Genomic DNA, 26,191 nt, shown 5'->3' with positions numbered 1-26,191 from the left:
TCGAAATATTTCGATGGCTTTTGTCATTTATGAAATATGAGTTATAAAATAAAGCGACTTAAATCTTCATCCTGTATGACATTATTCAATGTTTTGTTTACGTAAGCTTCATCAATAACAACGGCTTCGCCACTACGGTCATTAGCAGAAAATGACAGCTCTTCTGTTAGGCGTTCCAACATGGTATGTAAACGACGCGCGCCAATATTTTCAGTGCTTTCATTTACTTGCCATGCCGCTTTTGCAATCGCTTGAATGCCGTCTTCGCTGAATGATAAGTCGACGCCTTCAGTGGCTAACAATGCTGTATATTGCTCGGTTAATGAGGCACTCGGTTCGGTTAAAATTCTGACAAAATCTTCAGTGGTTAACGCTTGTAACTCCACCCGTATAGGTAAACGGCCTTGTAATTCTGGTATTAAATCAGAAGGCTTTGCCATTTGGAAAGCACCTGATGCAATAAACAAAATATGATCAGTTTTTACCATACCGTGCTTTGTCGATACTGTAGAACCCTCAACTAATGGCAGTAAATCACGTTGTACACCTTCGCGTGACACATCTGGTCCTGAGCTATCACCGCGTTTACAAATTTTGTCTATCTCATCAACAAAAACAATACCGTTTTGTTCCACGGCTTCAAGGGCTTTTACCTTGATGTCTTCTTGATCAACAATTTTAGCTGCTTCTTCTTCTTGTAACGACTTAAAAGCATCTTTAATTTTTAATTTACGTTTATTGGTTTTTTCTGGCGATAAATTCTGAAACATATTTTGCAGCTGTGAAGTCATATCTTCCATGCCGGGAGGTGCCATAATTTCAACGCCCATTTGTGGTGCAGCAAGTTCTAATTCAATTTCTTTATCGTCTAACTTGCCTTCACGTAACTTTTTCCTAAATACCTGTCGTGTTGCAGTATTCTCTGAAGATTCATCATTACCGTAAGTATCGCGAGGGTTAGGTATTAACACATCAAGTATTCGTTCTTCAGCGCGTTCTTCTGCAAGGTGTTTCACCCTTGCCATTTCTTGCTCTTTGGTCATTTTGAATGCCATGTCAGCAAGGTCGCGAATGATCGTTTCTACTTCTTTACCTACGTAACCAACTTCAGTGAACTTTGTTGCTTCAACTTTGATAAAAGGCGCATTGGCTAATTTAGCTAAACGTCGTGCGATTTCTGTTTTACCAACACCAGTTGGACCAATCATTAGAATGTTTTTGGGTGTAACTTCTTGACGTAGCTCATCATTTAACTGCATACGACGCCAACGATTTCTTAACGCAATCGCTACGGCTCTTTTGGCATCTGCTTGACCAACAATGTGGCTATCTAATTCATGTACAATTTCACGTGGGGTCATATTTGACATAGATGATTCCTTTTCGCTGGTTATAGTTCGTCTAAGGTGTAACTATGATTGGTGAATACACAGATATCACCAGCGATTTTTAATGATTTTTCAACAATTTCTGAGGCGGTTAGGTCGGTATTTTCAAGTAATGCTGTTGCGGCTGATTGCGCAAAGTTTCCACCACTTCCTATTGCGATTAAATCGTGCTCTGGTTGAACAACATCACCGTTACCGGTAATGATCAAAGAAGCTGTTTCATCAGCAACCGCTAATAATGCTTCTAACTTACGTAATGCTCGGTCGCTACGCCAGTCTTTGGCTAATTCAACAGCAGCTTTTGTTAGATGACCTTGGTGCATTTCTAGTTTGCTTTCAAAGCGTTCAAACAAAGTAAATGCATCTGCGGTACCACCAGCAAAACCGGCTAATACTTTGTTGTTATACAAACGGCGTACTTTTTTGGCATTGCCTTTCATTACGGTATTACCTAAAGAAACTTGTCCGTCTCCACCGATGGCAACTTTACCGTTTCTTCTTACTGATACAATAGTCGTCACGTTAAACCTCTACAGGTGTCTGCTAAAACATACTCACCTTAATTGAATAACGGGAGTATAAATTAGCGAGTTAATTACATTGTAGATTAGATGGGTGCGCTTACGGTTTTTTCAAGATTAAGCGTACAATTAAGCGTAAACAACACGTTCAAAAGGGAAAAAAGTCTGTTTGGCTGAATTGCCTAGGACCTATTGATCTTTCGCGTTTATTTTTGCAGCAGCTTATTGGTATTTAGACAAGGTATTGCGATTAATATGTGGTTTGTTATTCCACATCAAAAAGCAATAACGATGTATCAATGACAAAAAATGCTGCCCTTTGGGTTCAACTATCGCCATAACCAAATTTGGCAGGTGCTAATGCGGTTACCACGTAATTTATGTTTGTCGCGTTCAGCATCTCGTTTTTTATCATATGGACCTAAGTACACTTTATGCCAAGTGCCATTACTACCGCTTGATGCACTAATATGAGATGACAACCCGGCAAAGGCTATGGTTGCCTTCATCTTTTCAGCTTGTTGCTGTGTTCTAAAAGAACCACATTGCATTTTCCAAGGGCCTCTGTCTTCTACAGTATACTCACCCGCATCCACTTCTTTTTCTTGTAACTGTTGAGGGTAAGCCCATTTTTCTTTTGGCGGCTCAGGTAGAGTAGTGGCCTTTTTAGTGGCGGGTTTACTATTTACTGTTGTTGTTTCTTCAGGCGTAATGTCTTTAATAGACCATAATAAATAACCAAAACCAATGCCGAATGTCAGTGCAACAACGATTAACAACTTTAATTTTGCTGTCACTACTTTTGGAGCAGGCACTTGTTGCTTTTTATAAGGATTCTTTTTATTTTTGGTACGGGAAACGTAATCTTGATGTGTCATTGGTTTACTACATGATAACTGAAACTTAAAGCGTGAATGGCTTATTGTAACTGAGCAAGTCAAAATTCAAAGTAATAATGAAAAATAATCAGTTTTATTTTGTTATTAAAGGCGGTGTTTACCAACTTAAATCTATTGGATCAACGTCAATCGACCAGCGTACTCTACTGTGACTTTCAATACTATCAATTTCAGAAAGTATCATTTGTAAAGATTGATGTAACCGTTTACGTGAGTCAGCTTGCACTAGAAGGTGATAACGATATTTACCTGCTTTTTTCTCCATCGCGGCTGGCATTGGCCCAGCAAGGTTACAAGCAAGCGATAGTTGGCTGATTTGCCGTAAAAATTGTTCAGGTAAATAGGGCGTGTTAGCTTCGGCGCGAATCAATGCCTGAAAACTATAAGGCGGTAATTTAGCCCATTTACGTTCTTGCAGACCGGTATTGGCAAACTCAGCATATCCTTGATGCACCAGTTGGTGTAATAATGGATGTTGTGGGTATTGGGTTTGAATGTATACCGTGCCAGGTTTGCTTGCGCGACCTGCGCGGCCAGCAACTTGTTCTAGTAGTTGTGCCATATGCTCAGCCGCACGATAATCAATGCTAAATAAAGCGCCGTCAATATCAAGCATAACCACTAATGTAACATCAGGAAAATGATGACCCTTTGCCAGCATTTGAGTACCAATAAGAATATGATGTTGTTTTGTCGCCACTTGTTCTAATCGTTTACTTAGTTCTCCTTTACGTCTGGTACTGTCACGGTCTATTCGTACCACACTATGGTCACTAAAGCGTTCTGTTAACCATTGTTCAACTTGTTCAGTGCCTTGTCCAACAGGGTTGATGCGAATACTGCCACAATCAGGGCATTGTTTAGGAATACGTTTTTGACTATTACAATGGTGGCAAATTAATAACCCTTGTGATTTATGCAAGGTGTAAGGACGATTGCATCGTTGACAGTCAGCCACCCAGTGGCATTCTTTACAATTTATTGCGGGTGAAAAGCCACGACGATTAATAAAAACTAATACTTGCTCATCTTTAGCGATGGTTTGACTAATTGCTTGTACGGTTGCAGGCGTTAATCCACTAGCCATTGATTGGCCATTAACATCAATTAATTTTAGCGTTGCTTGTACACTGTTACCGGGGCGCTTTGTGAGTTGGTGATAACAATATTTTTTAAGGTTAGCATTTGCCAGTGACTCAAAACTTGGGGTAGCACTGCCTAGTACGATTGGAATATTTTGCTGCCTTGCACGAATGATGGCTAAGTCACGGCCGTGATAACGAAAACTATCCTGTTGTTTAAACGAGGGGTCGTGTTCTTCATCAACGATGATCATGCCAAGCTGATTGCAGGGAGTAAAAATAGCTGAACGTGTACCTATGATTATGGCTGCGTTACCTTGCTTCGCGTGCTGCCAAGTTGCAAACCGTTCTTTATCGTTCAACCCTGAGTGGTGTAGCACAACCGGCACATTAAAACGTTGTTCAAAACGAGCAAGCATTTGCGGCGTTAAACCTATTTCGGGTACTAATACTAGCACTTGCATGTTTTCAGCAAGGATGGGCTCCATTGCTTGAAGGTAAACTTCTGTTTTTCCGCTACCGGTAATACCATGTAAAAGGTGGCATTGAAACTCAGTTTTATGCTGTGAAATTGCAGCAACAGCTACGGCCTGTTCGGTAGATAGCGACAGTTTATCTGAATTATTGATACTGTTTTCTTGCCAGTTAAATTTCGTTAGCTCTTGCTCAACGGCATGTATAAATTGCTTTTCTTCTAATGCTGTTAATTGTTGTTTGCTATAACCAAGCGTTCTTAATTCGGGCCAAGTAATGTTTTGATGTTTCGCGATTAATAATAATAACGCCGCTTGTTTCATTGCTCGCTTTTTGGTTAATTGTGCTAATAGCAGAGAAACATCGTTAGTTGATGAACGCCAAACCCTTTCTTTTTCAGGCATTGAAGGCGATATTTGCCGCAATAAAACGGGTAATGCGTGCTGAAATACTTCACCAATAGGATGTTGATAATAATGAGCACTGATGGTTAATAATTTTATCAAGTCATTAGGAATTGCATGTTCAGGGTTTACCCGAGATACAATAGATTTAAGTTTTTTAAGATCAAAAGCAATATTTTCATCGGGTTGTAATCCAATAATTACGCCGATTACTTGCCGAGAACCAAAGGGAACTAATACCTGCTCACCCACTGAAATTTTAGGGTGTTGTAAAGCTTGTGGTACCAAATAAGTAAACTGCTGGCGCAGTGGCACAGGAATCGCAACTTGTACAAGAAAACAATCAGACAAAGTGAAAAACTATTATTAATGATCAGAGACACTATTTTGCTTATTATTGGTGATGATGCCAAGCGATATATTATTTGGTTATTTTTTCACTAATACATTCTTATTTTTCTTGAATACCGACGAGTTATCAATTACTATTCGCCACCATTATTTTTTAACACGTATGGTGCTTAGCGAAATTGGTTCGACTGAGTGGCGATACGGCCCATATTTAGAGGTTTTCCATGAAAGAAGGTATCCATCCTGAGTACGTTGAAATCAAGGCACATTGTTCTTGTGGTAACGTAATCAACACTCGTTCAACGAGAGCGAAAGACATTCACCTTGACGTATGTTCAGAATGTCACCCATTTTACACTGGTAAGCAAAAAGCTGCTGAAACTGGTGGCCGCGTTGATAAATTCAACAAACGTTTTGGTGCATTAAGCAAAAAATAAGCTTAATGATGCATTTCGTTTGAGAAAAGCGCCTAGTTATGGCGCTTTTTTTATGCCTTATACCAATTAAAATAAACATTTGGTCACTTAGCGAGAGTTAAAAGGATTGAGGCACTGGTTAGTTGTTCCTGACCTAACCTAAGTAGCTTCATCCCTGAAGCGTCCTTGTTAAAATCAATAACACAGCCTATAAGCCTTTTAAACTCGCCCTTGGGAGCTCATTAGTCCCCTGATAACTTCCCTAAATAATCAAACCATAGATTGACTATAGTTAAATTATTTAGCTTGTTCTAAGCGTGCTAATGAAGCTCTAAGTTGATCAAATCTTTAATTCAATTGCTATTAAAACTTTTTCTTTTAAACCTTTTTTATTCATACTGCATCTAAATAATTAAACAGCCAACATGGAAAGAGCATTTGAGTAACTCTCAAGTTATTGACGCACAGCAACGCTTTTCTCAAGATCAAGACTTTGAGCTGGTAACACAAGCACAACGCGGAGAGCAACGCGCGTTCATTGAGTTATACCAGCGTCATCATAAACGCATCTATGCGTTGTGTTGGCGAATGATTGCTGATAAAGACAGCGCAGAAGATATTTGCCAAGAAGTATTTGTGCAAATGTGGCAAAAAATTAATCACTTTCGTGGTGATAGTAAGTTTTCTACATGGTTTCATAGTGTCGCGACAAATGTGGTGTTAAATCATCTTCGAAAGCAAAAAACATGGATACAAAAAGTATTCAGCGTGGAAGATAAATTTGTTGAAGAACAAACCGTTGCTATGTCTGATCATGTTGAAGTACATGAGTTAGATAAACACATTCAACAATTGCCAGAACGAGCGCGTATTGTGTTTGTATTATTTGCGGTAGAAGGCTATCGACACGAAGAAATTGCCAGCATGACAGGAATGGCTGTTGGATCAAGTAAAGCTCAATATCACCGAGCTAAAACATTGCTAAAAGAAGCATTAAGTGAGTAGTAGCATGAAAAAACCGATAACCGATAGCGAACTACAAACACAAGTAGCGCAATTACCGAGAGAGCGAACACCTGAGCGAGACCTTTGGCCTGGTATAGAAAAAGCCATTGCGCAACAATCAAACAATACAAGTAAACGAAAATCATTTTACCCGGTAGCTTGGGCTGCCAGTATCGTTGTTGCAGTGTTAGTGTCTTGGTTAAGTTTAACGCCGGTCACTGACGTAACTGAACAGCAAAGCCTTGCCAAAATAATGAAGCAAGACTTTGAACAACAAAAGCAACTTATGTTAACCAGCTTAGGACAACCGGATCTTACACAGTTGTCACCTACAATGAAAACCCAGCTAATTGAGCTGCAAGAAGCACAGCAGGCGATACAAAAAGCACTAGCAAAAGATGAAAATAATGGTGATTTACTTAACTTATTACGCTGGACTCAAAAACAAGAGTTAGATTTGATCAAAAAATTATACAGCCCGCAATGGCAAACAATTTAAAGGAAGGTTTATGAAAACGTTATTTTTACTGGTAGGCATATTTAGCGCTATTGTTACCTTACCTGTATTTTCAAAGAATCTAATAGATGAAACCATGTCTGGTGAAGGTGTTAGTAAAGTGTATGTTGAAAATATGCGTGGTGAAGTTGCGATAAAGGGTTGGGATAAAAATCAAGTGGTGGTAAAGGGTAAGCTTGATGAACACGCAAAAGCATTCGACTTTGATAAAAACGGTAGTGTTATTGATATAAAAGTGCGCATGAAAAATCATCATAACTCCCGAAATAATGACGGTTCTGATTTGGTTATTATGGTACCTAAACGTATGCGAGTAGAGTTTTCCGGAGTGTCTTCTGATTTTAGCTTAGAAAGTATTACGAAAGGCATCGAAGGCAAAACAGTGAGTGGAGATATCGATATTCGCGATATTGACCATCAAGTAGAAATTTCAACAGTAAGCGGCGATATTAAAAGTATTAACGTCAAAGGCAAAGTCACCATGACCACTGTCAGTGGTGAAATATCAGATAAAGCCTCAAGTGGTCGCTTGCAGCTACGCGCAGTAAGTGGCGAAATTGATACGCAATCAAATGCGACAGAAGTTGATTTAGGTGTTGTATCAGGTGATCTAACATTTAGTTTGGCAACAGTGGATGAATTAGAGCTATCGTCAGTAAGTGGTGAAATCGAAGGTGAACTAGCGCTAGCAGATAATGGCCGAGTGAAAATGTCTTCAGTGAGTGGTGACATTGCCCTTAAATTCATTGATGATGTTAATGCTACTTTTCGATTGAAAACGCATGCAGGCGGTGATTTACTTAACCATATTACCAGTGACAAAGCCGTTGAAAGTAAGTACTCACCACGTGCTAAGCTTAATTTTGAAGTGGGGAACGGTAGTGCAACGGTAAAAGCAACAACTGTTAGTGGTACTATTCGCTTATTAAAATAAGTTTACCTTGAGCGGCTCATTAGCAGTCGCTCATAATCTTCTTCGCTTATTCTTTACTTAAAACGTTCTTCTAAGCCATAATACTCGCCTTAGCTTTCAGTGAATTAAACGTTAGCAATGATCACTGATACCGATAAATCAACACAGGTGTATGAATGGCAGATCGCAAGCCAGCAAATTTTTCCAAAAACAATAAGAAGCATGACCAACTTGTCGACGAGTTAAAGGTGCCACCACATTCGCTTGAAGCCGAACAGTCTGTATTAGGCGGCTTATTGCTTGATAACGAAGCGTGGGATCGTGTTTCTGAACGTGTTGTTGCTGAAGATTTTTATAGCCGCTCTCACCGCATTGCGTTTGAAACAATTGGTTCATTGATTGAGCTTGGCGACCCTGTTGATTTGATCACGCTATCAGAAGCGTTAGAAAATGATCAAAAGCTTGATGATGCCGGTGGTTTTGTTTACCTCGCTGAAATGATGAAAAACACGCCAAGTGCAGCCAACATAACAGCCTATGCAGCCATTGTTCGAGAACGTGCAGTAACGCGTGAAATGATCGCAGTGGCTAATGAAATCGCTGAAGCCGGTTTTGATTCTCAAGGGCGCAGCAGTGCTGAACTGCTAGATTTAGCTGAAACGCGCGTGTTTCAGATTGCCGAAAAAAGGGCGAATAAATCTGAAGGCCCAGAAAACATTAATAACGTGCTAGAAAAAACTGTTGACCGTATAGAAAAACTTTATCAACAACCGCACGATGGGGTAACAGGTGTAACCACAGGCTTTTCTGATCTAGATAAAATGACCGCAGGTCTACAGCCTTCTGATCTTATAATTGTTGCTGCTCGTCCTTCAATGGGTAAAACAACTTTTGCAATGAACTTGTGTGAAACGGCGGCGATGACTTCAGATAAACCCTGTTTGATCTTTTCTCTCGAGATGCCTTCAGAACAAATCATGATGAGGATGTTGGCGTCATTAGGCCGAATAGACCAAACCAAAATACGAACTGGACAATTAAATGACGAAGATTGGGCACGTTTGTCTTCAACTATGGGGTTGTTACTTGAAAAAGGTAAAATGTTTATTGATGACTCTGCAGGTTTAACGCCGACAGAAGTTCGCTCTCGGGCGAGGCGTGTTGCGCGAGATCATGGTGGCTTAAGTATGATCATGGTCGATTACCTTCAACTTATGCGAGCACCTCAGTTTTCTGATAACCGTACCTTAGAAATAGCTGAAATTTCTCGCTCACTTAAAGCATTAGCAAAAGAATTAGAGATCCCCGTCGTTGCATTATCACAGCTGAATCGTAGTCTAGAGCAACGTTCAGACAAACGTCCTGTTAACTCAGATTTACGTGAGTCAGGCTCTATTGAGCAAGATGCCGATTTAATTATGTTTATTTATCGTGATGAGGTATATCACGATGACTCTGAATTTAAAGGGATGGCCGAAATTATCATTGGTAAACAACGTAACGGTCCAATTGGCCGAGTACCGTTAACTTTCCAAGGACAATTTTCTCGCTTTGATAATTACGCTGGCCCTCATGTATTAGAAGAAGATTAATTTAGCAATGAGTATTCGAAGCGCGACTGCATTAATTGACCTTGCCGCGTTACAACAAAACTATGCAGCGATAAAAGCACAAGCACCTAACAGCAATATTCTCGCTGTGCTGAAAGCAAACGCTTATGGCCATGGGCTAGAACGTATTGCCAAAGCGTTACCGCAGGCCGATGCTTTTGGCGTGGCACGAATCGAAGAAGCATTAGCATTAAGAACTGATGGTATAGTCAAACCCATAGTGTTGCTTGAAGGTTTTTTTACTGAGCAAGACTTACCGATTTTAGCCGTTAATAACTTACAAACGATTGTACATAACGAACAGCAACTAACGGCTATTTTAAACGCTGATTTAGATAAGCCGTTAAAAGTATGGTTAAAAGTTGATACGGGTATGCATCGTTTAGGCGTAAATCCTGAGCAATTTGAAGATTTCTATCAACAATTAACCGCGAGTGACAATGTACAAAATGATATTGTTGTGATGAGCCACTTAGGCTGTGCTGACGATACTCAAGACTCCGCCACCACCGAGCAACTTGCTCGCTTTAATCAGTTAACCGCCTCTTTTGGTAATGAAAAAAGCTTGGCAAATTCCGCGGGCATATGGGCATGGCCGGAATGCCACTTTCAATGGGTTCGCCCTGGGTTAATGTTGTACGGTGTTTCCCCAATGATCCATGATGCTAATAATAATGTTCACGACATTGTGCCGGTAATGACTTTGCAAGCGAGTTTAATTGCCATTAGAAACATTAAGGCGGGGGAAGGTGTCGGCTACGGTGCTAATTGGCGTAGTGATAAAAATACCACTATTGGTGTTATTGCCATTGGCTATGGTGACGGTTATCCACGCCATGCTGCTAATGGTACGCCAGTGTTAATAAATGATCGCCGTGTCCCCTTAGTTGGTCGTGTATCAATGGATATGATAACCGTTGACTTAGGTCAAGGGGCAAAGGATAGCGTTGGTGATGTTGCAACACTTTGGGGCGAGTCATTAAGTGTTGCAGAGGTTGCCGCGCACGCAACCACTATTCCCTACGAATTATTATGTAATATTAGTAAGCGCGTTAATTCACGCCTTAAATAGCGTGAATATCTTCACGCTTATCTAGCGAATAAACAGTTAGCGAGTGTTTTTTGAATAGCGACAATGTCGTCACCTTTTCTTAGTTCTCTACTGATTGGCGTATCGTGACCAGAAATGTAAATTTTCAAATCTGAGTCGAGATCAAAGTGGCCGGCACTTTCAATTTTAAAGTGAGTAATGGCTTTATATGGCACAGAGTGATATTCAACTTTACTACCTGTTAGACCTTGTTTATCAATTAAAATTAATCGATCACTGGTGAAAATAAATTTATCACGAATTAATTTAAATCCAAGTTCAATCGTTTCATTGTTTGCTAAAATAGGTGAGAGTTCTTCGGCTAGCTCATTTACATCAACCTGTGATGCATTGCCCATTAACCCTGATAAAAAACCCATAAAATTTCCTTGTTATTGATGATTTGTCATTAATACCATAAAACAAATTATTGCCCTTGAATAGTGGCGATGATGGTTCTTGCTTCTGCGAAATTGCGGTGCTCACCAAGATAAACTCCTTGCCAAATACCTAGGTTTAACCGTCCATTGGTAATAGGAATAGATACGCTACTACCTAATGTACTCGCTTTTATATGAGCTGGCATATCGTCGGCACCTTCGTAAGTGTGTTGATAATATGGCGCATTTTCGGGGACAAAGGTATTAAAGTGGCGTTCTAAATCTGATCTTACTGTTGTATCGGCGTTTTCATTAATGGTTAATGAAGCGGAAGTATGTTGAATGAAAAGGTGTAACAAACCACATTCAATGGCTGATATGTGCGGTAGATGGTTAATTATCTCATCGGTGATCAAATGAAACCCTCGTGATTTTGCGGGTAGCTGAAATGTTTTTTGTTGCCACATAATATTGATTACTTAAGTTCCTTAAAAGACTAACACGCCCTAATTGGGTAATACTGCAATATCTGAATGAGCCATTGTGTAGCTATGTTGAACCGATTTAATTTGTTTTTCAATAATACTTGGTAAGCACATCAAATTTAGCCACAGGAACAGGGTAATACCAATTCGCATAAATATTCGGTCATTCAGCGAGAATTAAACGCTTTAGAGGCACGGCGTTGATTGCAGAGAATGGTTATTCAGGAGAACGTGCTCCTGCGTTCTCTAATAAGCTACATCCTTGTAGCGTCCTTGTTAAAATCAACAACACAGGCTATGAATCGTTTAAACTCGCCCTTTGGGCTGACGGATCCCCATTTTTATATAACTGAACATATTTGATAATAAGCTAAAAAGTTTTCTCGACTTTTCTGTAGATAGTGATTTTTAATTTTGTGGAGTCTATGCCGAATTACTTGCTTCGCCAATGTAAGAAACGATAGAACTCTGCGGTGTTTTATCGTATTAGCCTGAAACATTATTTGCCAATTGCGCTGCTCCGCTTCAAAGCCAACAAACCAAAGTAATAGACTGGCTAAACATGCAATTAAGCACAAGGCACTCATTCGCCTTACGCCTTGTGTTTTACTAAACCGCCACGAAAAGCCATATTGTTGGCTTTTGTCATCGCGAAAGTTTTGCTCAATTTGCATCCTTTTACTGTACAACTTAATTACTTGATCACTAGTGAGTGTATTATCTGATGTTGCGAGTAACCATGGCTCATGAGCATGCCGTCGATACATGCGAGTATCTTTAGTAAAACGGCTATTCCCTTTTCGTCCTTTGTATTTTCCTTTGTACAAATGGAGAAATGCATCACATGCTGTTGGACTGTGTTGAGTAACCCTCGCTTTGCCAAGTCGAGTTGGTTGACAGCTCGCTCCCTGATGAAAGGCAGGGAGTTTTTCCCAAGTATTTTTACCTTCTAACTTACATGTCATCGTGCCTCTGAGACGGCCAATAAAGTGCCATCCTAATGAACGGACTTTAGTATACCAAGGAGTAAGAAAACCACCATCTGACAAAATATAAACGGACCGGTGTTCACCAATAACTTGAAGGAGGTTGTCTAAAAATCTGGCATTGGTTTCTGGCGTATCAAAATCTTTTAATTCAACAACCATGTTGTAAAGCACTAAAGAACGGCCGTCAACGAGTAAACTCGCTCTAAGCAGGTGGTAATCTGAACGACAACAACCACTCCAGTCCACTGCAATGGCTAAATAAGGCAAGTTGCTAATGATTGGTTTGGCCAACGAAGCGTATATTTCAACTTGTTGGTTAAACAAATGCTCGTTATTAAGAAAACGATCAACCCTTTTTATTTTATGCTTAATGTTCGCACGTCCAGCTAAGTAACGCCCCAAACTTGTTAAGGTTAATCTATCAGACGCTATAAGTGCTTCAGAGCATGCTTTAAGTGTCTTCATTCTCGCTTGATTGAAATTCGATAAGGACTTATCAAAGAAGTTATGGCAAAGTAAGGATTCAGGCATAGCATTTTACTCTTATTTTTGTTTTGGCGAACTAATAAGATCATAAAATGTTGTGCCTGTCATTTTTTGGGGATTCGTCAGCCCTTTGGGAGCGTGTTAGAGCCGCGATAATTGCGCAAAACGTGACAACTATACCTGCACACGTTTCGCTTATTCTCCCACCTCTGACATCGCTCTGAACTGACTTAATCTTTATGCGAATTGGTATAAGTTAAAAACGATTGATCACTATATCAAACGGCTATTATCGATTCATTCCCGCGAACAAACAGTCTTGGTATACTTCGATCAGACTGGCGACAAGGAACCATTGATGATGGGCACTACCAAAAAAGTTAATCGTACGATTAACTTTTTTATGGGGGTACAATAAAGCTTAGTAAGAGGGCTTATTATTTATCGAAACTGAATTCGATATACGCTTTGCCCTCTGGCGCGCTCAGCGAAATAATAACAATAGGGCCGTCTGCTTTATGGTTAATTGTATGGTTATTGCCAGACACAACCATAGGAGTTGCCATATCAAATTCGAAGCCTTTTTCGCTTAGCATTCTTTTGGCGCCACCTGTTACCATATTGGTAATTTCACCTACCAAGTCGGTAATTTCTTCATTGACCTCATCAGGTGCTTCGCCAACCATATTTTTCATGGTTGCTAATGCTAATGGAGCATCAAATGTAATGGATAATGAGCCCTTTGTTTGCTCACTCACCATACCAATTAGACCTGATACGTCGCCCATGGCTACTTCATTTTTCTTAAGCTTAGGCTTTTCTGGGGTCAATTCCATCTGAGCCATTGTTGACATTACATTTAGCATTGACGATAAAAATGGGTTAATAAACTCTACATTCATGAAGGTACTCAAAGCCTTATCAGTTCTAGTATTCTGATTTTGCACATATAATTAGTAAATGTAAATCGAGAATACCAATTGTTATTCTAAGATACTAGCAACTTTATGCTCTTTGGCAAAAGTTATGTAAACATTTACTTCAGATTCTTGAAAATTCACATTAATTACCTAGTTGCCTGTAAGTATCGACGAGTATTGCTAATTTTACCAATAATAGTATGAAAATTTTATCATTTATCTGTGAGTAACTATTATTGGCAATCCATGCAAGCACCGTGTGCTTCTACAATTTGATGATGAACCGTGAAGCCTTTTTGCCCAGCCATTTCTTTTAATGCCATATCAAAATCATTAGATTGAATTTCTTCAACTAAACCACATTTATCGCATATTAATAATTGTACAGGGTGGTTACAGTCACCAAAGTGATGACATAAAACGAATGCATTAATAGATTCAATTTTATGCACAAACCCTTGCTGGCTGAGAAAGTCTAATGCACGATAAATCGTTGCAGGCTTTGCGGCTGGGTCGGTCTCTTTAAGTTCATCAAGTAAATCATAAGCACCTACAGCTTTATTTCTATCTGCTAATAATTTAAATACTTGCTCTCTCGTTGGAGTAAACCTAACTTCTCTTTTTACACAATAGGCTTTTGCTTGCTCTAACAATTTTTCAATATTCATTGCATTATCGATATTTTCACTGTTTTAAATGAGTCTACCATAGAGAAAAAAGGTTACCCAGCGTTTCAGTGAAAACTCTTTAAATGATTGTTAATACATAGTGATTATTTTGCTTTTTCTGTAATAAGAGCCGATGTTCTTTTGTTTAACGCATATAAAAAACGTATAATTACTGCTGAAGTAGCCCGATATCTTAAGAGGCTGACATAATACTTTTATAGGCTTTTAATTTAACGTTATGATTTCTCATAAACTATCTATTGCACCCATGCTTGATTGGACCGATCGCCACTGTCGTTACTTTTATCGAACCATGTCTAAAAACGTGGTGCTGTATACGGAAATGGTGACAACGGGCGCTATTTTATTTGGTAAAGGCGATTATTTAGGGTTTAACGAAGAAGAACATCCTGTTGTTTTGCAGTTGGGTGGTAGTGACCCTAAAGCAATGACAGAATGTGCGATAATCGCCGAGCAGCAAGGTTATGATGAAATAAACATTAATGTAGGGTGCCCTTCTGACCGTGTTCAAAACGGTAAGTTTGGTGCCTGTTTGATGGCTGAACCTGCTCTAGTATCTCGCTGTGTAGAGCAAATGCAAACAGCAGTAAATATTCCTGTTACCGTGAAATCGCGCATTGGTATTGATGATCAAGATAGCTATCAGTTTTTACATCAATTTATCAGTGAGGTATCTCAAGCGGGTTGTGAACATTTTATTGTACATGCTCGTAAAGCATGGTTAAGTGGTTTAAGCCCTAAGCAAAACAGGGAAGTACCACCACTTGATTATGAGCGGGTTTACCAAATTAAACGCGACTTTTCGTCGTTAAACATTTCCATTAATGGTGGGATTAAATCTTTTCAAGAAGTAAATCAACATTTAACCCATATTGATGGGGTAATGATCGGCCGAGAGGTGTACCAAAACCCTTATTTATTGTCTCAAGCGGATCAGCAAGTTTGGCATGAAAACACTGTGGTGAAAAAACGAGCGAAAATTATTGAAGAAATGGCTGCGTATATTGATAATTATGTCGCCAATGGTGGTCGTGTATGGCATGTTGTTCGGCATATGCTTGGTTTATGCAACGGTTTACCAGGGGCAAAACAATATCGTCGTTACTTAAGTGAAAATGCTAACCGTGAAGGTGCAAATAGTCGTGTTCTACTTGAAGCGTTTGGTAAAGTGAAGGGTATTTAATGACGACAAAGTTCCGAAATCGGGAAGTGTATTCCCGTATTCGGGAAACTAATTAGGTTGTTAACTCTCAATAAAACAATAATTAGCAATTTTTTTACTAACAAATAGTGAAATTCACCAACTGGTTATGATAATTAAAAACCTGTTTCGAAAGTTAATTTTTTGTAAAAATTAACTTTCTTTATAATTCAATGGTTTATGTTTTTTTTGCTGTAATGGCACAACCTTTGTTTACTTTCTTGCATCTTACTCACTATAACCTTATTAAAGGACAAGAAGATGCTAAGTTTATTAACCATTTCTATGATCATGATGATCCCTGCTGCAGCGGTGCTTGCCTGCTCAGTTGTGATTCGGTTTTTTGAAAAAAAGCTCAATACAAGTAATCGAATATCTGTTTGTGATATTTGATTACTTGAAAGAAAAACGAATTAAATATCTTAACTAATGTGCCTTTTTCATCAAAGTGAATTATTTTTATTAAGCATAATGATTACTATCAATGTATACACATGCTTCTCTTGAGCCATTAACGACAACGCATTATTGAGTTCTTTGCTCCTCTCGGTTTTGTACTATCATCCGGCGAAACATAATACCTACTCCTGATATTTTACCTGTTAAATAACATACTTGTGCAGTTACATTATTTTTCGTGCCATTAATTAAATTGAAGCCTCCCAATGTCATCTGAACAATTGTTTTTCTATTAAGCAGCACAGATTTACTTAGTTGATAATAAAGTAGAAAGCTGTACCACATTGGCAGGCATAAAAAACGCAATGCTAAAGAATAATACCTTCTCTTTGCTCTCACCCAATTGCTAAATAATAGCGTTCATTGGTCAGAGGTATCGATAGCTATGAGGGCTCAGAACCTAGATCAAACAAGGTAATTGTCTCGGCGTACCTATTACGTGAAGAGTCTTACTCATCAGTCAAATAGTCATATTGGTCAATTAGACTAAATCGGTAGTTATATTCACTATAATTTCGTTTGACATATTATGTCGTGAATTGTTAAGGATTTAGTGATTATTTAAATATTTGTTATAAAACAAGTGGTTAAATAAATTTACGCTGTTGGCACAAGCTTTGTAATGTATAGATTAATGAAGGGTAAGTTTTTAATTTTTAGATGACACACACTCAGGAGAGCAACATGAACCGTCAACGTTTTTCATTATTATTGACTTCACTTGTTATAGGACTAACGACAATTACGAGTGTATCGGCAAATCAAAGCAGTATTGAAGATAGCGTAAATAAAGCGGTAGCAGAACAAACTAAACAAGTGTCACAGCAGATATCAAAAGCATTGAAAGATAATATTCAAGCGCAACTTAAATTAACCATCGCCTTAGCTGATAAGCCAGTTGTTCATACTGAGCAAATGATCGCTCAGGTGTCACCATCATCAAAAAGAACCATAGAAGAAGAGTAGGAGAAATACCATGGGAATGTTTTCACGATTTACAGATATTATAAATGCCAATATTAACAACATGCTAGATAAGGCAGAAGATCCAGAAAAAATGGTCAGATTAATCATTCAAGAAATGGAAGAAACACTTGTTGAAGTAAGAGCGACAGCGGCAAAACATATTGCTGAGAAAAAGTCGGTATTACGACATATTCGCCAGCTAGAAAAATCTGTTGGTAATTGGCAAGAGAAGGCTGAAACAGCAATAGCAAAAGATCGTGATGATCTTGCAAAAGCAGCCTTAGTTGAAAAACATAAAGCACAGAGTGAACAAGAAAGCTATGAACAGGAGCTTTCTCAATTAGAAGAGTTTTTAACTGCGGTACAGGAAGATAGCCAGCGTTTACAAAGTAAGTTATCAGAAGCAAAACGCAAGCAAGAAGCCTATGTGTTAAGACAAGAATCAGCAACGGTGCGATTAAAAGTAAGAGAAAGCGCACAAGTGCATAATATTGAAGATGCGATTAGCAAGTTTGAGCGATACCAGCAAAAAATTGATGACGTTGAAGCGCAAGTTGAAGCATTTGATTTAACGGCTAATCAAGATCTTGCAAGCCAAATATCAGCGCTGGAAACAGATGAACGTATTGATGAAGAAATCGCTAATTTAAAGAAGAAAACAGTCAATAGCTAATCACCACGTTGCCATGACACTTTATGTTCAAAGTGTCATGTTTACCCATTAATTAGAAGGAAAAACACATGAAATATCAACGTCAATATACACATCAGTCTACGTTATCGAAAGATCAATTGTATAAGAAAGTATCAGGTGTTTGTGCTGGTATTGCTCGACATTACGAATTTCCACGTTGGGGAGTAAGAATTGCAGCGGTTGTATCTTTATTTGCATTTCCTGTCGTTACAGCGGTTGCTTATATTTGTGCAACAATTTTACTTCCAAATCATTATTAGTCCCTGTTAAGGCAGTACTTTCAAACGATAGGAGTAGGCTATGTCATTATTTAAATCACTGTTACTTGCCATTATTGCCACGTTGTTTCTTACTTATGTTTTAGGGACCAGTTTTGTCGAATATTTTGACGTTGACGTATACATGGGAGAAGAACTTATTGAACCTTTAAAGGCGATCAGTATCTCAGCGTTAGTTGTTGTGATATTGACTCTTGTTGCCGTGGCGATAGTTGTCAGTGTGTTTGGTACGGTGATTTTTCTTGCGATGCTTGTTTTTGGTGCAGTTGCTATGGCATTACTTGGTGCCTTTTGGCCGATATTCATGATAGCCGGCGTTATTTGGTTATGTACGCGAAACAAACAACGACAATATAATTAGGATCTGTTGATCTTTCGAGATTAAATTTTGTTCGAACTAAACGCTTTTTGTTCAAGACGTGAGCAATGTCGCATGGTTATTCCATGTAAATTGCGAACAACGATGAAGAAATAGCGTTTAGCTCAACCCAAAGGGCAGCGTTTTTTGGTATTTATACGTCGTTATTGCTTTTTCATGTGGAATAACCACACATTAATCGCAATGCCTTGTCTAAATACCAATAAACTGCTGCAAAAATAAGCGCGAAAGATCAACAGGCCCTAATCTTAATTTACAAAATATGGACAAAGGATAATAAATGAAAGCGCTAATACTAATAATATGGTTTTTTTTATGCTCAGCAAGTGTTGCCTCAACAATGGAAAAAGTGGAGAAAGCATTAACTGAACAAGATATTGCGTTAGCTAAAACTGAATATTCAGCCTTGCCTGATGATGTTAAGCAAACTTTGCCTGCTAAAATAGCCAAAGGGCGTTTACTTTTATCAAATGAAGATGGAGAGCCAGCATTTGATTATTTTGAAGCATTAAAAGAACAACACGCATCAAATGCGCAAGTTAATTACTATTTTTCAGTCAGTGCAATTATTATGGCTCAACAGGCAAGTATTTTTTCAAAGTTGGGCTATGCGGAAGATTTTGTTGAATCGATAGAAAAAACATTAACCTTGAAACCTAACTATATTGAAGCACTTGATACGGCGATTGGTTTTTATTTACATGCGCCAGGTATTGCTGGTGGAGATATAGATAAAGCAACACAATATGCGAAAAAACTATTAACAATTGCACCAGTGAAAGGGTATAAGCATCTTGCGACTATTTACCGAGCCAATGAAAAACCACAAGAAGCTTACAAAACACTTGCAGAAGGATTAGTGAAATACCCTGAAAGTAGTGAATTGTACTTCTATCGTGCAATAACAAGCATGGATGATAAAGCATGGCAAAAAGCACGCGAAGACTTCAAACTTGCCGTTAAATTTGCGCAAAACGATGAAGAAAAAACGAAAGCGCTTTATCAACAAGGTAAGTTAGCAGCAGAAACTGGTGAAGAGGTAGAAGTAGGTATTCATGCCTTGCAAAATAGCCAAGTAAAAAATAGTAAGCAGTATGAGAAATGGAGCCAATTAAGGTTAGCGCAGTTATACATGCATCAGAAAAAATATGATATAGCCGAAAAAACGTTAACGAGTATAGAGTTAAACGACGAAGAAAAACTAGCAGACAAGGTAAAAGAGCTTAAAAAGAAAATTAAAAAGTTAAAGAGCTAAGTGCTACTAGCTCTTTAGAGAACGTCGTTAATTAAAAAAACGTTGCAGTATTTGCTGGCAATCGTTTGTTTTTATTAACCTTGAAAACTCTATAGCTTCTTGTTCAATTGCCTTAAGTACCTGTGGTTGTGTTGCTTGTTTAATTAAGCGTCGGCTTGTTTGAGTGGCATCTGCAGGTAGTTTCGCTATTTTTTCAGCCACTGCCAGTGCATCAGAAAGTAACGTTTCATTAGAGGTAATTTTATTAACTAAACCAATGTCGTGTGCGTATTGTCCACTAAACGTATCGCCCAATACAAGTAACTCAAAAGCTTTGTTATGACCTAACTTTAGCGGTAATAAAGTGCTTGAAGCGGCTTCTGGACAAAGCCCTAACTGACTAAACGGTAGTTTTAATTTTGCGTCTTTTGTTGCGATAACATAATCACAATGAAGCAACATAGTGGTACCAATACCAACAGCTGGGCCTGCAACTGCAGCAATCAGAGGTTTGTTGAAATGTACTAGTGCTTTGACAAATTGAAATGCAGCAAGGTCGTCATCATTAGCATGCTTAATGAAGTCAGCTAAATCGTTGCCGGCACAAAAGCAACTTTCATTGCCTTGAATGAGTACACTATTCACTTTATCGTTCGTTGCAGCTGATGCGAGTAAATCACACAATGTTAAATACATTTTTGAATTTAATGCATTTTTTTTGTCGAAGCGATTAATAGTTATGTGCAAAACATTATTTTGTAAATTTGAAAGAATTAAATTATCCATTTGAAATTAGCTTAGTTACAATGGCAGTATGAATATAATATGAGTATATAAAGGAAAGATAGCAAGCCATGAATATTAGATTTTTCACAAAGACTTGTCAGAAATGGATGTCGGTGGCATTTGCCAGTGTGTTGGTATTATTAACGCATATTGCTCATGCAGATCAAAAAGTGACGATAGAAAATGGTTATATACGAGCAACAATACCTGGTACTGATGTTTCATCTGCATATATGGTGATCAGTAACCATAGTATGAAAAATAAAAAGCTAATTGGTGCAAGCAGTGATATTAGTTCTAGAATCGAGATTCACGAGCATCAAATGTCGGATGGCATGATGAAAATGCGTCAGCTTGATGCGATCGAAATTAACATGCATGACACAGTGACATTACAGCCGTCAGGGTTACATTTAATGATTTTCGAACTTAAGGAGCCTTTAAGTGCCGGTGACAACGTTGCTTTAAGTCTGCATTTTGAAGGCGGAGAGCGTTTGGCTATTACATTACCGGTTGAAAGCATTAAACGGAAAAGCGAAAAAGCGCATCAACATAATCATCATTAGGAGTGAGTTATGAATCTTAACGTGTCAGTAAAAACCGTTACCTCCATCGTTGGCATTATTTGCCTAGCGCTTTACTTTTTGGGTGTTTATTGGAGTTTTGAGCCTGAAAAATTAGACATAAGACAAGAGGTAATCGACGCGGCAAAAACGGAAAATGTATCCCCCGTTGTTGGTTATACCACAACCACTGCGTTAATAAGAGTGACAGAAACGATTTTAAACAAGCCCGGTGGATATTTGGCTAATGATGCCTTACCGCCGTCAGTGTTTCTTGACAATATTCCTGCATGGGAATTTGGCGCGTTAGAAATGATCCGCGATATGGCGCTGGTAATGCGACAAGAGTTTAGTCGTTCTCAGTCGCAATCGGTTGAAAATACGCAATTAAAAATAGCACAGCCACAATTAAACATTGATCATACGAGCTGGGCAATGCCGAGTGCTGAAAATGAGTATCAAAAAGCCATTGATGCACTTTATATTTATCGTAAGCAACTCACTGAAGTTAACTCACAAGACGCACAATTTTATGCCAGAGCAGATAATTTACGTGATTGGTTACAAGAAGTTACTAAACGTATGGGAAGTTACTCACAACGATTAAGTGCAAGTGTTGGACGCGAACAACTTAATACTGATTTAGCGGGTGATGATGTGGCAAGTCAATCAACCTACGCAAACCAGCAAAAACATGTAAAAACAAGTTGGTGGCAAATTGATAATGAATTTTATGAAGCGCGTGGCGCAAGTTGGGTGTTATTACACTTCTTAAAAGCGATTGAAATTGATTTTAATGATGTATTAGCAAAGAAAAATGCTAAAGTGAGTTTACAACAAATTATTCGTGAATTAGAGGCAAGCCAAGAAGCTATTTGGAGTCCGATGATTCTCAATGGCGACGGATTTGGCATTTTGGCAAATCACTCTTTAGTGATGGCTAATTATATATCGCGAGCTAATGCCGCACTTATCGATTTAAATGATTTATTAAGTCAGGGATAAACCAATGAATAAATTAATAGCAACCGTTATATCAACAATAATGTTTAGCTCATCAGTACAAGCAGATGCAATTGGCGTCTACTTAGGTGGTCATATATGGGACAACGAAGCATCTGGTGTATTTGGCGAAAGTGGCGGGCAAAGAAATTTTAATCTTAAAGATGAACAACAAGGTTCATTGTTTATTGCCGTAGAACATCCATTACCCTTTATTCCCAATGCGATGATTTCGCAAACAGATTTCGCAACTAAAGGTACAACTGAATTTAATTCAGACTTTGTGTTTGATGATTATACGTTTGAAGCGAATAATCAATTAAACGCAAACTTTGATGTAAGCTATACCGACTATACCTTATATTATGAATTTTTTGATAATGGTCTGTTTTCGTTTGATCTCGGTATTACAGGGCGTGATTTTGACGGAGACGTTTCAGTCTCTGGGTTAGCTAACGTGTCTAACGATGGTACAACAACGACGACGCAAGTTACCGGCTCATTATCAACAGATGAAATAGTGCCTATGCTATATGCTTCTACCATCGTAGGTTTACCATTCACCGGAGTAAACGTATTTGCTCGAGGCAATTTTTTATCTTTGGATGATCACACGTTATATGATTATCAAGCAGGTGTTAGTTACGATGTTATTGATAATTTAGCGGTGGATGTTAGCCTAACTTTAGGTTATCGCGCTGTTAAGTTAGAGCTCGAAGACATCAATAATTTATATGCTAATATTGAATTTGAAGGCATCTTTGCTGGAGCGATTGTACATTTTTAAGTATTCGCTAATAACGTAATAACCATCTACCGCCTGCTTTGGTAGGTGGTTATCAAGTGTAAATTCTGTAATCGACATTAATCAATTACCTTTACGGCTTTTTGCTCAGACAAATAATGTTTGCCAAGCGGTATGTTGATGTTAATTGGCTAATTTTTAAAAAAATGTACAAAATCATCAAAGATTAAAATTTGTACGTGATCTTATGTTTTTTTTTCTGTATAATCCTGCGCTCCCTAACGTTACAATTTTGTTTATTAGGTTTTTCCCAAACCGTAAACAAAGGGCTCGATACTCGAAGGGGTACAGCGAAGTCTTATTGAACTGCAGCGTGAAGCTGTTTTTTAAGTAACATATTTAATATTGGGTTTTTCAAATGAAAACTTTTGTAGCTAAGCCAGAAAGCGTAGAACGCGAATGGTTTTTAGTGGACGCTGAGAATAAAACTCTTGGTCGTATCGCTACTGAAATTGCTAGCCGTTTACGCGGTAAGCACAAGCCAGAATACACGCCTCACTGTGATACAGGTGACTACATCGTAGTTGTTAACGCAGAGAAAGTAAAAGTAACTGGTAACAAAGCGAAGGGTAAAATTTACTACTCGCACACAGAATTCCCTGGTGGTTTAAAGCAAATTAGTTTTGAAAAACTAATTGAAAAAGCGCCAGAGCGTGCGATTGAATTCGCTGTTAAAGGTATGCTTCCTAAAGGACCTTTAGGTCGTGAAATGTACCGCAAGTTAAAAGTGTATGCTGGCCCTGAGCACAAGCATGCTGCACAACAACCACAACCTTTGGAGCTGTAAGCAATGGCTGATAATCAATATTACGGTACTGGTCGTCGTAAGAGCTCTACTGCTCGTGTGTTCATGAAAGCTGGTAGTGGTGCAATTACAATTAACAAGCGTGACATTACAGAATACTTTGCACGTGAAACTGCACGTATGGTTGTTCGTCAACCTATCGATGTTGCAGAAGTAGCTGAAAAGTTTGACTTTAACATTACTGTTGCCGGTGGTGGTAGTACTGGTCAAGCGGGTGCAATTCGTCACGGTATTACTCGTGCATTATTACAATATGATGAAACATTACGTAGCGAATTACGTAAAGCAGGTTTCGTTACTCGTGATGCACGTAAAGTTGAACGTAAGAAAGTTGGTTTACATAAAGCACGTAAACGTCCACAATTTTCAAAACGTTAATTTATTACGTTATGCAAAAAAACCGGCTTTTGCCGGTTTTTTTTTGCCTTAATGTTAGCTCTATCATTGATAGAGATGATGATAAATGCGTGCCCATTTAAGTTATACCAATTTGCCATGTAATTAACTTCGAAAACATCAGGTTAGTTTTAAAAACTCTCCTTAGCTTGATTTTCCCACCAGATTTGTTTGAATTCTTACAATAATACCGCTATGTTTGTATGGCGTGTTTACGCAAAAAAACTGCAAACACTTTGTGGTATTTGTAAGGAAGCAAAGATGAAACATCGCTTGAGTTTCGGGCAATTTAATCTGCTTTCTAACAATATTGTAGAAGTTGTAGTCGATGAAGGCATAGTGATGGATCTTGAAATGGTGGATGAATGTCATCATTTTATTCAATCAAGGTTTTGCAATAATTTTGCAATGCTTATTAATAAAGTTAATCACTATACTTATAGCTATGAAGCAAAACTAAGTGTTGCGTCTTATGCGCATTTAAAAGCGATAGCCTTTGTATATTATTCAAAAGAAGCACAACAAATATCGAATAATTTACAAGCATTACGTGCTATAGACAAATGGAATTGTCGTGTTTTTTCTGGGTTGGAGTTGGGGTGGCAGCAAGCCTACAATTGGTTACAGAGTGAGCTACAAACTGTAAAAATAAAAGTAGAATAAATCGTTAAAAGCGAAAGGCGACTAATTTTAGTCGCCTTTTTTCGTCGCTATTAGTGTTTTGCTAACATAGCAAAACACTTTTCAGCCGCTGCAAGTGTTTTTGCAATATCTTCATCAGAATGTGCGGTTGATAAAAAGCTTGCCTCAAATGCTGATGGCGCTAAATAAATGCCTTCTTCGAGCATTAGATGATAGAACCGTTTAAACATTTCACCATCACATGCTGTGGCCTGTGAAAAGCTTGTTATTTGCTGTTCTTCGGTAAAGAAAAAGCCAAACATTGCGCCTACGTAGTTGATAGATAACGGTATGTTATGACTATCAGCAGCAGCTTTAAACCCTTTAGCTAACGCTTCTGTATTAGCAGTAAGCTTCTCGTGCTTATTACCCTGGCTTAATTCCTGTAAAGAAGCTAAACCTGCTGCCATCGCAAGTGGGTTTCCAGAAAGCGTGCCCGCTTGATAAACTGGCCCTACTGGTGCGATGTAATCCATAATTTCTTTTTTACCACCAAAAGCACCAACTGGCATACCACCACCGATAACTTTTCCTAAAGTGGTTAAATCAGGGGTAATATTGTAATGAGCTTGAGCTCCACCTAATGCCACGCGAAAGCCTGTCATCACTTCATCGAAGATGAGTACAGATTGATATTGATCACACACAACACGTAAGCCTTCAAGGAATCCTGCAACAGGTGGAATACAATTCATATTGCCTGCAACAGGCTCTACGATAATACAAGCGATTTGATCGCCTATCTCGCTAAAGACTTGTTTAACTTGTTCTATATCGTTAAAACTCACTGTGATAGTGTGCTTAGCAAAATCTTCAGGGATCCCTGGTGAATTTGGTACGCCCATGGTTAAAGCCCCTGAACCGGCTTTAACAAGCAGTGAGTCAGCGTGGCCATGATAGCAGCCTTCAAACTTTAAAATTTTATCTCTGCCGGTAAAGCCACGGGCTAAACGAATAGCACTCATGGTTGCTTCTGTACCTGAGCTCACCATGCGTAATTGCTCCATCGAAGGAACAATTTCACGTACTTTTTCTGCCATAGTGATTTCAATTTCGGTTGGGGCACCAAAACTAAGACCATTTTCAGCAGCTTCAATAACCGCCTTTTTAATCGCAGGGTGGTTATGACCTAAAATCATCGGGCCCCATGAGCCTACGTAATCGATGTATTTTTTACCATTTGCATCAAAGATATATGCGCCATCAGCACGTTCAATAAAGCATGGTGTGCCGCCTACACCATTAAAAGCACGAACGGGAGAATTTACGCCACCAGGAATAATTTGTTTTGCATGTTCGAAAAGTTGTTCTGATTTGTTCATA

Annotated in this window: 30 protein-coding genes; 19 read left to right on the top strand and 11 right to left on the bottom strand. The window is 38.6% G+C overall.

Annotation, left to right across the window (positions count from 1 at the left end):
* Positions 1–41 precede the first annotated feature (41 nt).
* The 4 genes from hslU to priA all read right to left on the bottom strand — a co-directional run bounded on the left by hslU (position 42) and on the right by priA (position 5,119).
* Positions 42–1,370 (bottom strand): ATP-dependent protease ATPase subunit HslU, encoded by a 1,329-nt coding sequence (gene hslU, locus QUE72_RS15905; protein WP_074495243.1) that lies wholly within the window; start codon positions 1,368–1,370, stop codon positions 42–44.
* A gap of 20 nt (positions 1,371–1,390) precedes the next feature.
* Positions 1,391–1,909: an ATP-dependent protease subunit HslV gene (gene hslV, locus QUE72_RS15900; RefSeq protein WP_074495245.1), complete on the bottom strand. Its 519-nt coding sequence runs from the start codon at positions 1,907–1,909 to the stop codon at positions 1,391–1,393.
* Between the two features lie 329 nt (positions 1,910–2,238).
* Positions 2,239–2,787 carry an SPOR domain-containing protein gene (locus tag QUE72_RS15895; protein ID WP_286270072.1) on the bottom strand — a complete coding sequence of 183 codons (549 nt, stop codon included), beginning with the start codon at positions 2,785–2,787 and terminating at the stop codon, positions 2,239–2,241.
* A gap of 118 nt (positions 2,788–2,905) precedes the next feature.
* Complete coding sequence (gene priA / locus QUE72_RS15890) at positions 2,906–5,119, bottom strand: primosomal protein N' (protein ID WP_286270070.1); 2,214 nt, start codon at positions 5,117–5,119, stop codon at positions 2,906–2,908.
* Between the two features lie 224 nt (positions 5,120–5,343).
* Here priA and rpmE point away from each other — a divergent pair, with 224 nt between their 5' ends.
* The 6 genes from rpmE to alr all read left to right on the top strand — a co-directional run bounded on the left by rpmE (position 5,344) and on the right by alr (position 10,652).
* On the top strand, positions 5,344–5,556 hold the full coding sequence (gene rpmE, locus QUE72_RS15885) for a 50S ribosomal protein L31 (RefSeq protein WP_074495253.1): 213 nt from the start codon (positions 5,344–5,346) through the stop codon (positions 5,554–5,556).
* A gap of 417 nt (positions 5,557–5,973) precedes the next feature.
* Positions 5,974–6,540 (top strand): RNA polymerase sigma factor, encoded by a 567-nt coding sequence (locus tag QUE72_RS15880; RefSeq protein ID WP_074495256.1) that lies wholly within the window; start codon positions 5,974–5,976, stop codon positions 6,538–6,540.
* Between the two features lie 4 nt (positions 6,541–6,544).
* Positions 6,545–7,039 (top strand): hypothetical protein, encoded by a 495-nt coding sequence (locus QUE72_RS15875; RefSeq protein ID WP_286270066.1) that lies wholly within the window; start codon positions 6,545–6,547, stop codon positions 7,037–7,039.
* 10 nt (positions 7,040–7,049) lie between these two features.
* Positions 7,050–7,991 (top strand): DUF4097 family beta strand repeat-containing protein, encoded by a 942-nt coding sequence (locus QUE72_RS15870; RefSeq protein ID WP_286270065.1) that lies wholly within the window; start codon positions 7,050–7,052, stop codon positions 7,989–7,991.
* Positions 7,992–8,146: 155 nt separating this feature from the next.
* Positions 8,147–9,562 carry a replicative DNA helicase gene (gene dnaB, locus QUE72_RS15865; protein ID WP_074495263.1) on the top strand — a complete coding sequence of 472 codons (1,416 nt, stop codon included), beginning with the start codon at positions 8,147–8,149 and terminating at the stop codon, positions 9,560–9,562.
* A 13-nt stretch (positions 9,563–9,575) separates the two neighbouring features.
* Positions 9,576–10,652, top strand: coding sequence for an alanine racemase (gene alr / locus QUE72_RS15860; RefSeq protein WP_286272994.1), 1,077 nt, complete (start codon positions 9,576–9,578; stop codon positions 10,650–10,652).
* Between the two features lie 17 nt (positions 10,653–10,669).
* Here the strand turns inward: alr and QUE72_RS15855 are convergent, their stop codons facing one another.
* The 5 genes from QUE72_RS15855 to zur all read right to left on the bottom strand — a co-directional run bounded on the left by QUE72_RS15855 (position 10,670) and on the right by zur (position 14,598).
* Complete coding sequence (locus QUE72_RS15855) at positions 10,670–11,050, bottom strand: PH domain-containing protein (RefSeq protein WP_286270064.1); 381 nt, start codon at positions 11,048–11,050, stop codon at positions 10,670–10,672.
* 47 nt (positions 11,051–11,097) lie between these two features.
* Positions 11,098–11,520, bottom strand: coding sequence for a secondary thiamine-phosphate synthase enzyme YjbQ (locus tag QUE72_RS15850; RefSeq protein WP_407704979.1), 423 nt, complete (start codon positions 11,518–11,520; stop codon positions 11,098–11,100).
* A gap of 356 nt (positions 11,521–11,876) precedes the next feature.
* Positions 11,877–13,055 (bottom strand): IS4 family transposase, encoded by a 1,179-nt coding sequence (locus QUE72_RS15845; protein ID WP_286269174.1) that lies wholly within the window; start codon positions 13,053–13,055, stop codon positions 11,877–11,879.
* Positions 13,056–13,447: 392 nt separating this feature from the next.
* Positions 13,448–13,912, bottom strand: a complete 465-nt coding sequence (locus tag QUE72_RS15840) for a chemotaxis protein CheX (protein ID WP_074495270.1) — start codon at positions 13,910–13,912, stop codon at positions 13,448–13,450.
* A gap of 251 nt (positions 13,913–14,163) precedes the next feature.
* Entirely contained in the window at positions 14,164–14,598 is a 435-nt protein-coding gene (gene zur / locus QUE72_RS15835; RefSeq protein WP_074495273.1) for a zinc uptake transcriptional repressor Zur, read from the bottom strand.
* Positions 14,599–14,836: 238 nt separating this feature from the next.
* Between zur and dusA the strand changes: the two genes are divergently transcribed.
* The 7 genes from dusA to QUE72_RS15800 all read left to right on the top strand — a co-directional run bounded on the left by dusA (position 14,837) and on the right by QUE72_RS15800 (position 19,851).
* Positions 14,837–15,802 carry a tRNA dihydrouridine(20/20a) synthase DusA gene (dusA, locus tag QUE72_RS15830; RefSeq protein ID WP_286270062.1) on the top strand — a complete coding sequence of 322 codons (966 nt, stop codon included), beginning with the start codon at positions 14,837–14,839 and terminating at the stop codon, positions 15,800–15,802.
* Positions 15,803–16,081: 279 nt separating this feature from the next.
* Positions 16,082–16,213 (top strand): hypothetical protein, encoded by a 132-nt coding sequence (locus QUE72_RS15825; RefSeq protein ID WP_286270060.1) that lies wholly within the window; start codon positions 16,082–16,084, stop codon positions 16,211–16,213.
* A gap of 750 nt (positions 16,214–16,963) precedes the next feature.
* Complete coding sequence (locus QUE72_RS15820) at positions 16,964–17,245, top strand: hypothetical protein (RefSeq protein WP_286270059.1); 282 nt, start codon at positions 16,964–16,966, stop codon at positions 17,243–17,245.
* A gap of 10 nt (positions 17,246–17,255) precedes the next feature.
* On the top strand, positions 17,256–17,918 hold the full coding sequence (pspA, locus tag QUE72_RS15815) for a phage shock protein PspA (protein WP_286270058.1): 663 nt from the start codon (positions 17,256–17,258) through the stop codon (positions 17,916–17,918).
* Between the two features lie 68 nt (positions 17,919–17,986).
* Positions 17,987–18,199 carry a PspC domain-containing protein gene (locus QUE72_RS15810; protein WP_074495286.1) on the top strand — a complete coding sequence of 71 codons (213 nt, stop codon included), beginning with the start codon at positions 17,987–17,989 and terminating at the stop codon, positions 18,197–18,199.
* A 40-nt stretch (positions 18,200–18,239) separates the two neighbouring features.
* Positions 18,240–18,578: a hypothetical protein gene (locus QUE72_RS15805; protein ID WP_074495289.1), complete on the top strand. Its 339-nt coding sequence runs from the start codon at positions 18,240–18,242 to the stop codon at positions 18,576–18,578.
* Between the two features lie 298 nt (positions 18,579–18,876).
* Positions 18,877–19,851: a tetratricopeptide repeat protein gene (locus tag QUE72_RS15800; protein ID WP_286270056.1), complete on the top strand. Its 975-nt coding sequence runs from the start codon at positions 18,877–18,879 to the stop codon at positions 19,849–19,851.
* Between the two features lie 27 nt (positions 19,852–19,878).
* On the opposite strand, the gene QUE72_RS15795 is transcribed toward QUE72_RS15800, so the two are convergent.
* The gene (locus QUE72_RS15795; protein WP_286270054.1) at positions 19,879–20,616 is read right to left on the bottom strand and encodes an enoyl-CoA hydratase-related protein; all 738 of its coding nucleotides are present in this window, start codon (positions 20,614–20,616) and stop codon (positions 19,879–19,881) included.
* 68 nt (positions 20,617–20,684) lie between these two features.
* Here QUE72_RS15795 and QUE72_RS15790 point away from each other — a divergent pair, with 68 nt between their 5' ends.
* The 6 genes from QUE72_RS15790 (at position 20,685) to QUE72_RS15765 (ending at position 24,850) form a co-directional block, all read left to right on the top strand.
* Entirely contained in the window at positions 20,685–21,182 is a 498-nt protein-coding gene (locus QUE72_RS15790) for a copper chaperone PCu(A)C (protein ID WP_286270053.1), read from the top strand.
* Between the two features lie 9 nt (positions 21,183–21,191).
* Positions 21,192–22,184, top strand: a complete 993-nt coding sequence (locus tag QUE72_RS15785; RefSeq protein ID WP_286270051.1) for a DUF2333 family protein — start codon at positions 21,192–21,194, stop codon at positions 22,182–22,184.
* A gap of 4 nt (positions 22,185–22,188) precedes the next feature.
* Entirely contained in the window at positions 22,189–22,968 is a 780-nt protein-coding gene (locus QUE72_RS15780; protein ID WP_286270050.1) for a TIGR04219 family outer membrane beta-barrel protein, read from the top strand.
* Positions 22,969–23,344: 376 nt separating this feature from the next.
* The gene (gene rplM, locus QUE72_RS15775; protein WP_074500208.1) at positions 23,345–23,773 is read left to right on the top strand and encodes a 50S ribosomal protein L13; all 429 of its coding nucleotides are present in this window, start codon (positions 23,345–23,347) and stop codon (positions 23,771–23,773) included.
* Between the two features lie 3 nt (positions 23,774–23,776).
* Positions 23,777–24,169, top strand: coding sequence for a 30S ribosomal protein S9 (gene rpsI, locus QUE72_RS15770; protein ID WP_074500209.1), 393 nt, complete (start codon positions 23,777–23,779; stop codon positions 24,167–24,169).
* A 279-nt stretch (positions 24,170–24,448) separates the two neighbouring features.
* The gene (locus QUE72_RS15765; protein ID WP_074500210.1) at positions 24,449–24,850 is read left to right on the top strand and encodes a hypothetical protein; all 402 of its coding nucleotides are present in this window, start codon (positions 24,449–24,451) and stop codon (positions 24,848–24,850) included.
* Positions 24,851–24,900: 50 nt separating this feature from the next.
* Here the strand turns inward: QUE72_RS15765 and hemL are convergent, their stop codons facing one another.
* Positions 24,901–26,190 carry a glutamate-1-semialdehyde 2,1-aminomutase gene (gene hemL / locus QUE72_RS15760; RefSeq protein ID WP_286270045.1) on the bottom strand — a complete coding sequence of 430 codons (1,290 nt, stop codon included), beginning with the start codon at positions 26,188–26,190 and terminating at the stop codon, positions 24,901–24,903.
* Position 26,191 lies beyond the last annotated feature (1 nt).

It is taken from the genome of Thalassotalea hakodatensis (assembly GCF_030295995.1).
GTDB classification, from domain to species: domain Bacteria; phylum Pseudomonadota; class Gammaproteobacteria; order Enterobacterales; family Alteromonadaceae; genus Thalassotalea_C; species Thalassotalea_C hakodatensis.
This window is presented reverse-complemented; position numbering and strand designations above follow the sequence as displayed.

What these genes read in the sequence shown, in the direction of transcription:
- hslU (WP_074495243.1), bottom strand. Translation starts at nt 1,370, where the DNA reads ATGTCAAATATGACCCCACGTGAAATTGTACATGAATTAGATAGCCAC.
- QUE72_RS15895 (WP_286270072.1), bottom strand. Translation starts at nt 2,787, where the DNA reads ATGACACATCAAGATTACGTTTCCCGTACCAAAAATAAAAAGAATCCT.
- rpmE (WP_074495253.1), top strand. Translation starts at nt 5,344, where the DNA reads ATGAAAGAAGGTATCCATCCTGAGTACGTTGAAATCAAGGCACATTGT.
- QUE72_RS15875 (WP_286270066.1), top strand. Translation starts at nt 6,545, where the DNA reads ATGAAAAAACCGATAACCGATAGCGAACTACAAACACAAGTAGCGCAA.
- QUE72_RS15870 (WP_286270065.1), top strand. Translation starts at nt 7,050, where the DNA reads ATGAAAACGTTATTTTTACTGGTAGGCATATTTAGCGCTATTGTTACC.
- dnaB (WP_074495263.1), top strand. Translation starts at nt 8,147, where the DNA reads ATGGCAGATCGCAAGCCAGCAAATTTTTCCAAAAACAATAAGAAGCAT.
- QUE72_RS15855 (WP_286270064.1), bottom strand. Translation starts at nt 11,050, where the DNA reads ATGGGTTTTTTATCAGGGTTAATGGGCAATGCATCACAGGTTGATGTA.
- QUE72_RS15845 (WP_286269174.1), bottom strand. Translation starts at nt 13,055, where the DNA reads ATGCCTGAATCCTTACTTTGCCATAACTTCTTTGATAAGTCCTTATCG.
- QUE72_RS15840 (WP_074495270.1), bottom strand. Translation starts at nt 13,912, where the DNA reads ATGAATGTAGAGTTTATTAACCCATTTTTATCGTCAATGCTAAATGTA.
- zur (WP_074495273.1), bottom strand. Translation starts at nt 14,598, where the DNA reads ATGAATATTGAAAAATTGTTAGAGCAAGCAAAAGCCTATTGTGTAAAA.
- dusA (WP_286270062.1), top strand. Translation starts at nt 14,837, where the DNA reads ATGATTTCTCATAAACTATCTATTGCACCCATGCTTGATTGGACCGAT.
- QUE72_RS15825 (WP_286270060.1), top strand. Translation starts at nt 16,082, where the DNA reads ATGCTAAGTTTATTAACCATTTCTATGATCATGATGATCCCTGCTGCA.
- QUE72_RS15820 (WP_286270059.1), top strand. Translation starts at nt 16,964, where the DNA reads ATGAACCGTCAACGTTTTTCATTATTATTGACTTCACTTGTTATAGGA.
- pspA (WP_286270058.1), top strand. Translation starts at nt 17,256, where the DNA reads ATGGGAATGTTTTCACGATTTACAGATATTATAAATGCCAATATTAAC.
- QUE72_RS15810 (WP_074495286.1), top strand. Translation starts at nt 17,987, where the DNA reads ATGAAATATCAACGTCAATATACACATCAGTCTACGTTATCGAAAGAT.
- QUE72_RS15805 (WP_074495289.1), top strand. Translation starts at nt 18,240, where the DNA reads ATGTCATTATTTAAATCACTGTTACTTGCCATTATTGCCACGTTGTTT.
- QUE72_RS15800 (WP_286270056.1), top strand. Translation starts at nt 18,877, where the DNA reads ATGAAAGCGCTAATACTAATAATATGGTTTTTTTTATGCTCAGCAAGT.
- QUE72_RS15795 (WP_286270054.1), bottom strand. Translation starts at nt 20,616, where the DNA reads ATGGATAATTTAATTCTTTCAAATTTACAAAATAATGTTTTGCACATA.
- QUE72_RS15790 (WP_286270053.1), top strand. Translation starts at nt 20,685, where the DNA reads ATGAATATTAGATTTTTCACAAAGACTTGTCAGAAATGGATGTCGGTG.
- QUE72_RS15785 (WP_286270051.1), top strand. Translation starts at nt 21,192, where the DNA reads ATGAATCTTAACGTGTCAGTAAAAACCGTTACCTCCATCGTTGGCATT.
- QUE72_RS15780 (WP_286270050.1), top strand. Translation starts at nt 22,189, where the DNA reads ATGAATAAATTAATAGCAACCGTTATATCAACAATAATGTTTAGCTCA.
- rplM (WP_074500208.1), top strand. Translation starts at nt 23,345, where the DNA reads ATGAAAACTTTTGTAGCTAAGCCAGAAAGCGTAGAACGCGAATGGTTT.
- rpsI (WP_074500209.1), top strand. Translation starts at nt 23,777, where the DNA reads ATGGCTGATAATCAATATTACGGTACTGGTCGTCGTAAGAGCTCTACT.
- QUE72_RS15765 (WP_074500210.1), top strand. Translation starts at nt 24,449, where the DNA reads ATGAAACATCGCTTGAGTTTCGGGCAATTTAATCTGCTTTCTAACAAT.
- hemL (WP_286270045.1), bottom strand. Translation starts at nt 26,190, where the DNA reads ATGAACAAATCAGAACAACTTTTCGAACATGCAAAACAAATTATTCCT.